Source organism: Luteitalea sp., assembly GCF_022842525.1.
Taxonomy (GTDB): Bacteria; Acidobacteriota; Vicinamibacteria; order Vicinamibacterales; family Vicinamibacteraceae; genus Luteitalea.
The window spans coordinates 25,881-33,965 of sequence record NZ_JALHPM010000056.1 but is presented as its reverse complement, the minus strand read 5'-3'; the positions used below and the strand labels follow the sequence as shown (position 1 = coordinate 33,965).

Sequence of the window (8,085 nt, the reverse complement as noted above, 5' to 3'; positions counted from 1 at the left end):
CGCCGCGGCGCCCAGCGCACGGCTCCGGCACCCCTGCCGCCCGCGCCGCCGGCGTTCGCGCCGTCGCTCGACCGCGACGCCATGCGCTGGGTGGAGACGACGCTCAAGTCGCTCACCGACGACCAGCTCGTCGGGCAGCTCATCATGGGCCGCCTCGATTCCACCTACCTCAGCGCCGATTCCGCGGCCTTCGAGGAACTGGCCGCGCTCGTGCGCGATATCCACATCGGCGGCTTCTGCGCCTTCGGCGGCGTGGAGCCAGTGCCGGCGGTGATGCTGAACGGCACCTACGGCGCCACCATCCTCGGGCAGCCGCTGGAACTTGCCGCCATCCTCAATCGCCTGCAGCGCCTCTCGCCGCTGCCGCTCGTCGTCGCCGGCGACTTCGAGCACGGCGTGGGCATGCGTATCAACGGCGCCACGCGCTTCCCGCGCGCCATGGCGTTCGGGGCGGCCGGCGATCCGGCGCTCGTGCGGGATGCGGCGCGCGTCACCGGCGCGGAATCACGGGCCCTCGGCGTGCACGTGAACTTCGCGCCCGTGGCCGACGTGAACAACAACCCGCGCAATCCGGTGATCAACATCCGCTCGTTCGGCGAAGATCCCGCGCGGGTGGGCGTGATGGTGCGGGCGGCCGTGGAAGGCCTGCAGAGTGGCGGCGTCGTGGCCACGCTGAAGCACTTTCCCGGACACGGCGATACGGCCGTGGACACACACCTGGGCCTTGCCACCGTGTCGCACGACCGCGAGCGCCTCGAGCAGATCGAACTGGTGCCGTTCCAGGCGGGCGTCGCCGCCGGTGCCGGGGCGGCCATGGTGGCGCACGTCGAGCTGCCCGCGATCGATCCGCAGCCGGGCCCGGCCACCTTCAGCCGGATGGTCGTGCGCGGGCTGCTGCGGCACGAACTCGACTTCGGCGGTGTCATCTACACGGACGGCATGCGGATGGAAGCCGTGAACGCGCTGGCCGAGCCCGGCGAAGCCGCCGTGCGCGCGATCGAGGCTGGCCTCGACGTGGTGCTCGACTCGCCCGATCCGCGCGCCGCGCACGCGGCTCTGAAGGCCGCGTTGCAGTCCGGGCGCCTCACACGGTCCCACCTCGAAGGGTCGGCAGCGCGTCTGCTCGCGCACAAGGCCCGGCTCGGTCTGCACAAGACGCGCACCGTGGATCTCGACGCCGTGATGACGCAGGTGGGCACCCGCGCCGGCGCCGACATCGCGCGCACCACGGCCGAACGCGCCGTGACGTTGCTGCGCGACGAACGCACGCAGGTACCGCTCGCCACGCCACGCACTGGCAAGGTGCTGTATCTCTCGGTGCTCGACTATCCCGCCAACTGGCGGATCGCGGCGCCGAGCCGCACGGTGATTCCCGAACTGCGCAAGCGCTGGGGCACGGTGACGGCGGTGGAGCTCTCGGACCGCACGTCTGCCGAAGAACTGGAGCTCGTGCGGGCGATGGCGGCCGGCTATGACGCGGTCGTGGCCGGCGTCTTCGTGCGCGCGTCGTCCGGCAGCGGCCGGCTGGATCTCGGCACCGGGGTCGTGCGGCTGCTGCAGGACCTGTCGGGCGCGGCGGCGCGGCGCAACCAGCCGATGGTGGCCGCGTTCTTCGGCAGTCCCTACGCCGCGGTGGCCGCCACGTCGCTGCCGGCGGTGCTCGTGACCTACGACTTCGGCGACTACGCGGAAGCGGCGGCGGTGCGGGCGATTGCCGGCGAGATTCCCATCCAGGGGCGGCTGCCGGTGGCGCTCGGCGAGGGCCTCGGCGTGGGGCTTCGGGCTCACGAGGCCCGGGCCTTCGGCGTCCGCACGGTGACGACTGGACGGGACAGGCAGGAGCTGTGGTAAACTCCCTCTTCTACCCCGCGCCCTTAGCTCAGCTGGATAGAGCGTCTGGCTACGAACCAGGAGGTCGCACGTTCGAATCGTGCAGGGCGCACCATCCTTTCAGGGCTGTTCCGGCCTGATCCCGCGCCTTCGAGTCACGGCATCCGCGGCGATGAGATCCTTCCTGCTCGCGCTCCTGCTGTTTCCGGTGCTCGCGCACGCTCAGGCCGTCCCCACGTCCCGGCTCGCCCAGGCGAACTGGCAGGCGGCCGGCGTGACGCCCCACGGTGGCATCCCGGCGCGCCCGACCGTGTGCAGGACGATACTCGCGGCCACCTACAAGAACGGCGCGGACGATGCGTCCGGCGGCATCCAGAAGGCGCTTGATGCGTGCCCTGCGGGGCAGACGGTGCTGCTCGGCGCCGGCACGTTCCGGGTGCTCTCGCTCATCTCGGTGCCGTCGAATGTCACCATTCGCGGGGCCGGTGCGGGCGTCACGATCCTGAACAAGACCAACGGCGCCTTCAAGCCAGCGGGCGACTGGCCGCAGTCGCAGCCCTCGCCGGCGGACAACGCGGCGATCTTCCGTGTGGGGAACAGCAACTTCCCGCACTTCCAGAACGGCACGGTGAAAACCCTCACGGCCGACGCGGTGCAGGGCGCCACGTCGGTCACGCTGAACAACGCCCGCGGCCTGAAGGTCGGGCAGTACGTCGAAATCAGCGAAGACCAGTTCTTCACCGGGACGTGGCAGATGCTGCCGCCGTCGAACGGCGAGGCCAACGTCTGGCAGGTCTGGAGTGGCGACCGCATCGGGTTCGCGCGCTACCGCGTGGCGGCGGCGGCGTATCCGGTCAGCATCGCATCCTCGGACGCCGGCACCGATCGCCTGCATACGAGCGGCGCCCACAACATCCCTGTCGGGGCGCTCGTCTACATCACGGGGCACAGCGGCACGTTCTCGCCCGTCGAGTCGAACGGGATCTACATCGTGCTCGACGTGCCCACGAGCAGCTCGCTGACGCTGCGGCAGTACAACTCGGGATCCACCGCCATCGACATCACCGCCGGTGGGGCAGGCGGCACGATGCATACCGGGCGGGCCTACACGACGTTCACGGCGGGTCCGGTGGAGGCGACAGGGTCCCCGCTCGAATGGTTCAACCGGGGCGGCGGGCATCTGTACAACGAGGTCAAGCAGATCGCGGCCATCAAGGGGAACACCGTCACCTTCACGTCGCCCTTCACCGACACCTACCGCATCTCGCACCGCGCCGAGCTCGCCGTGAACGACACCGCCTACGTCGAACACGCCGGCATCGAGGCGATGACCCTGAACCACGGCGCCGACGGCGCGATCAAGTTCCTCGCCGCGGCGAAATCCTGGGTGAAGGACGTCGAGATCCACGAATGGGCCGGGCACGGCATCGGCATCCACCAGTCGCACCGGATCGAGATCACCGGGTGCTACATCCGGCACGCGGCGTGGCCGGTGCCCGGTGGCGGCGGCTACGCCCTCTCGTTCGTCGATGGCTCCAGTGAACTGCTCGTGACCAACAGCATCACCCGCGACACCAACAAGAACATCGTGGCCAATTCCGGCGGCGCGGGCTCGGTCGTCAGCTACAACTACTTCGATGATGCCCTCATCTGGTACGACCTGAACTGGCAGGAAGTCTCGGCCAACGCCTCGCACTTCGGCGGGCCGCATCACGTGCTGTTCGAGGGCAATCGGGCCGTGAACTTCGACAGTGACTTCACCCACGGCAGCGCCTACAGCCACACGGCCTTGAGGAACTACCTCACGGGCCGGCGCGAGAGCTACGCCGGCCTCACGAACGGCCGCGCGCTCGGGCTGGGCATCCTGCAGCTGAACATGTCCGCGGTCGGCAATGTCCTCGGTTATCCAGGCATGACCGCGCCGTGGGTGCTGGCGTCGACCTCCTTCGCGACGCCCGCCGTGCCCACCGTCTACAAGATCGGCTACGACCCCGGCGACTGGAACCAGGCGGCGCATGCCGCCACGGCCAGCAGCTTCATCGACGGCGACAACTACAACTACTTCACGCCGGGGATTCGCACCGCGGCGGGCGGGGCGGTACCGAAGAGCTACTATCTCGAGGCCGCGCCGAGCTTCTTCGGCACCTGTGCGTGGCCGTGGGTGGATGCCAGCGGCAGCCGGAAGGTGCAGACGCTCCCGGCCTACGCCCGCTATGTGGCAGGGCAGCCCCTCGATACGGTCACCGATCGCTGCGCGGCGGCTGGTGGGCCGATGCCACGGCGGTGACGCGGCCGGTGGCCGCGTGCCGCCCACGGCCGCATCCGCGCGTGGCGCACGCCGACGCGCACCGTCACGCCATCCCGCGATAGACTCTGAGACAACTGCGCGCGGCGCCGCCTGCTGTCTGCCTGCGCGCCTTGCGGAGGCACCCCTATGGCACTGCAGCTCGGACAGACCGCGCCCGATTTCGAAGCCGACACCACCGAAGGCAAGATCCGGTTCCACGAATGGATCGGCAATTCCTGGGCGGTACTGTTCTCGCACCCGAAGGACTTCACCCCGGTGTGCACGACGGAACTCGGCTACATGGCGAAGCTGCAGCCGGAGTTCGCGAAGCGGAACACCAAGGTGATCGGCCTGAGCGTCGACCCCACCGATCGGCACGCCGCGTGGGCGAAGGACATCGAAGAGACGCAGGGCCACCACCCCAACTACCCGATGATCGGCGACACCGATCTGAAGGTGTCGAAGCTCTACGGCATGCTGCCGTATGAAGCGGGCGAGACCTGCGAAGGCCGCACCGCGGTCGACAACCTCACCGTGCGCACGGTCTTCATCATCGGGCCCGACAAGAAGGTGAAGCTGCTCTTCGCGTATCCGATGACCACCGGCCGCAACTTCGACGAAGTGCTGCGCGTGCTCGACTCGCTGCAGCTCACCGCGAAGCACCGCGTGGCCACGCCCGTGAACTGGCACCAGGGTGAGGACGTGATCATCGCCGGCGCCGTCAGCGACGACGAAGCGAAGACCATCTACCCGAACGGCTGGAAGGCGCCCAAGCCGTATCTGCGCATCGTGCCGCAGCCGCGCGGCTAGCCCTTTCCGCTCATGCAGCGCGCCCCCTCCCGGGTCGAACGCGGGCTCGCGCGTCTCTTCGGCGACGACGAGCCCACCACGTTCGGCACCGGGTGGATGGCCGGCACGGGCGGCGTCTTCCTGGGTGTGCTGGCCGTGGCCGGTACGCTGGCGTTCCGCTATCCCGACCTGCTCACCACGGCCGAGTTCCGCGCCCGCTATCCCGCCGGCCTGCTGCGCGCCCTCCTCGAGGTTACGATCGGCCTCACGTTCCTGCTCGGCGCCACGTCGATGATGCTCAGGCGCCGCAAAGTGCTGGGGCTCACGGCGCTCGCGCTGTCGCTTGCGGCGCTCGTGGCCGGCGGGGCGGACGTGGCCCCCGCCGCCACGTCCGATGTGCCGTTCACGATCGGCCTCGACTGGTTCGCGCTCAATGTGCTGCTCACGGCCGTGGTGTTCGTGCCACTCGAGCGCGCCTTTCCGCTGCGTCCTGCGCAGACGACGTTCCGCTTCGGCTGGGCCACCGACGGCATGCACTTCCTCGTGAGCCACCTGGCCGTGCAGGTGCTGTCGTTCCTCACGCTGCTGCCGGCCACCGCGCTCGCCGCCGTGTGGCAGCCCGCCGGGCTGCGTGCCGCGATCGCGGGCCTGCCGTTCCTCGTGCAGGTGTTCGGCATCGTGCTCGTGGCCGACTTCACGCAGTACTGGGTGCACCGCGCGTTCCACACCGTGCCGGCGCTCTGGCGCGTGCACGCCGTGCACCACTCGAGCACGGCGATGGACTGGCTGGCCGGCTCGCGCCTGCACGTCATCGACGTACTGGCCACGCGCGGCCTCGTGCTCGTGCCGATCTTCCTGCTCGGCTTCGAGACGCGCGCGCTCTACGCCTACCTCGTGCTCGTCGCCTTCCACGCGGTCTTCGTGCATGCGAACGTGCGTTTCCGCTTCGGCTGGCTCGATCACATCGTGACCACGCCGCGCGGCCATCACTGGCACCACGCGCCGGCGCCGGTGGACAAGAACTTCGCCGTGCACCTGCCGGTGCTCGATCGGCTCTTCGGCACGCAGCACCTGCCGGGGGACGCCTGGCCCGAGGCCTACGGGATCCACGGCGATCCGGTGCCCGAGGGCTACGCCCGCCAGCTCGCGTATCCGTTCCGTCCGCGGGACGCGGACTGATAAGCTTCCGCACATGGCTGTCAATCCGTCGGCGCGAGGGCTCACGGCCCTGCGTCTCTTCCTGGGCGTGTTCTTCCTGTTCGAAGGCATCGGCAAGATCGGCTGGCTGATGGATCCGTCGCCGCTCACGACCCAGCTCACGGGCTATCTCCAGGGCGCCAACCAGTGGAACCGCGCCTATCTGGAAACGGTGTGCCTGCCCGGCGCGGCCGTGTTCGCGCGCCTCGTGCTCTTCGGCGAACTCGCCACCGGCGTCTCGCTCATCCTCGGCGCTTACGCGCGCTACGCCGCGATTGCCGCGTTCCTGATGGTGCTCAACATCCACTTCGCGAGCGGGGCGCTCTTCCAGTACCGCTTCCTCACGAATGGCTACGGGCTGCCGGTGCTGGGCGGCCTGCTGGCGCTCGCCGTCGGCGGCGCCGCGCTGCCGCTCAGTCTGCGCAAGTAGCCGGGAGCCGCCATGGCCACGCGATCCAGCCGCGAACGCTTCACCGAGCTGCTGTTCTACGGCGTGCTCATCGGGATGGGCTATCTGGCCCTCACGATCGTGTGGCCCTTCCTGACGCCGCTCGCGTGGGCGGCCATCCTCGCCATGACCCTGCGGCCGGTGTATCTCTGGTTCTGCGTGCGGATGCGGAACGGCAACGCCGCGCTGGCCACGACGGTGCTCGCCGGTCTCGTCATCATCACGCCGGCGGTGTTCCTGTCTGCGGTGATCGCGCAGCAGGTACCGGCGGCCATCGACTACGTGAACGGCCTCTCGGCCACGACGCCGCAGCAGATTCTCCGCTTCTGGGCGAACGTCCGCGCGCGTGTGCCGGTGCCGCTGCCGCCCGATCCGATGACGCTCGTGTCGCAGGGCGCGCAGACGGCCGCCTCGTACGTGCTGGGCGGTGCCGGATCGATCGTGGCCAACGTGCTCTCCACGCTCGGCAGCCTCTTCGTGATGCTCTTCGCGCTGTTCTTCCTGCTGCGCGACGGCCGGAACTTCGCCGTGCTCATCCGCGGCCTGCTGCCGTTCAGCGAAGCCGAAAGTGACCGGCTCATCACGGAAACGACGGAGCTCGTCGTGGCGAGCGTGGGCGCCGGCCTCACCGTGGCCTTCGTGCAGGGCGTGGTGGGCGGCCTCGCGTTCTGGGTGCTGGGGCTGCCGGCGCCGGTCGTGTGGGGCGCGGCGATTGCGATCTGCTCGCTCATTCCCGTGGTGGGCGCCACGATCGTGTGGGTGCCGGTGGCGGCGTGGCTGTTCTTCTCGGGCGACGTCGGCCGCGCGCTGCTCATGACGGGCCTGTGTGGCGTGGTGCTTGGCTCGGTGGACAACGTGCTGCGGCCGGTGCTGCTTGCCGGCCGCACGTCGGCCAGCGGACTCGTGGTGTTCATCGGCCTGCTGGGCGGCGCCGCGGCCTTCGGCTTCGTGGGTATCGTGCTGGGCCCGATCGTGCTCGTCATCACCGGCACGCTCATCGACGCGATGACGCGGCGCGTGCACGCGCCCGACGAACCGATGTCGGTGATCGAGTGAGCGACGAGGCGGCCCTGCACGAGGCATGGATGCGCCAGGCGCTCGCGCTGGCCGCGCGCGCGGGCGAGAGCGGGGAAGTGCCCGTGGGCGCGCTCGTGATCGTGGACGGCGCCGTGGTGGGCGAAGGCTGGAACCAGCCGATTGCCACGAGTGACCCCACGGCGCATGCCGAGATCGTGGCGATGCGCGTGGCGGCGCGTCACGTGAAGAACTACCGCCTGAGCGGCGCCACACTCGTCGTGACCGTGGAGCCGTGTCTCATGTGTGTGGGGGCGATGGTGCATGCGCGCATCGGCACGGTGGTCTATGGCGCGCCGGAGCCGCGGGCCGGGGCGCTTGGCTCCGCGATTGCCGCGCACGAGACGCCGGGCCTCAACCACCGGCTCACGGCTGTGGGTGGCGTGCTCGCCGACGAGTGCCGCGCACTCATCCAGACGTTCTTCAAGGAACGCCGCGCCTAGCTGCCCGTTCGCGCCGC

7 protein-coding genes and 1 tRNA gene are annotated in these 8,085 nt (G+C 69.8%); all 8 read left to right on the top strand.

The features are described from left to right. The coding region (locus Q0C41_RS13255) for a glycoside hydrolase family 3 protein (RefSeq protein ID WP_291984259.1) at positions 1 to 1,851 on the top strand (1,851 nt) is incomplete at its 5' end. 17 nt (positions 1,852 to 1,868) lie between these two features. Beyond that, positions 1,869 to 1,945, top strand: a tRNA-Arg gene (locus Q0C41_RS13250). A 57-nt stretch (positions 1,946 to 2,002) separates the two neighbouring features. Continuing rightward, a complete protein-coding gene (locus Q0C41_RS13245) occupies positions 2,003 to 4,117 on the top strand; it encodes a right-handed parallel beta-helix repeat-containing protein (protein ID WP_291984258.1) in 2,115 nt (704 codons plus the stop codon). Between the two features lie 147 nt (positions 4,118 to 4,264). Then, complete coding sequence (locus Q0C41_RS13240; RefSeq protein ID WP_291984257.1) at positions 4,265 to 4,927, top strand: peroxiredoxin; 663 nt, start codon at positions 4,265 to 4,267, stop codon at positions 4,925 to 4,927. A 12-nt stretch (positions 4,928 to 4,939) separates the two neighbouring features. Further along, on the top strand, positions 4,940 to 6,085 hold the full coding sequence (locus Q0C41_RS13235; RefSeq protein ID WP_291984256.1) for a sterol desaturase family protein: 1,146 nt from the start codon (positions 4,940 to 4,942) through the stop codon (positions 6,083 to 6,085). A gap of 13 nt (positions 6,086 to 6,098) precedes the next feature. Beyond that, positions 6,099 to 6,533, top strand: a complete 435-nt coding sequence (locus Q0C41_RS13230; RefSeq protein WP_291984255.1) for a DoxX family membrane protein — start codon at positions 6,099 to 6,101, stop codon at positions 6,531 to 6,533. 12 nt (positions 6,534 to 6,545) lie between these two features. Then, positions 6,546 to 7,607: an AI-2E family transporter gene (locus Q0C41_RS13225; protein ID WP_291984254.1), complete on the top strand. Its 1,062-nt coding sequence runs from the start codon at positions 6,546 to 6,548 to the stop codon at positions 7,605 to 7,607. After that, positions 7,604 to 8,068: a tRNA adenosine(34) deaminase TadA gene (gene tadA / locus Q0C41_RS13220; RefSeq protein ID WP_291984253.1), complete on the top strand. Its 465-nt coding sequence runs from the start codon at positions 7,604 to 7,606 to the stop codon at positions 8,066 to 8,068. Before Q0C41_RS13225 ends, tadA begins: the two co-directional genes overlap by 4 nt. Positions 8,069 to 8,085: the final 17 nt, after the last annotated feature.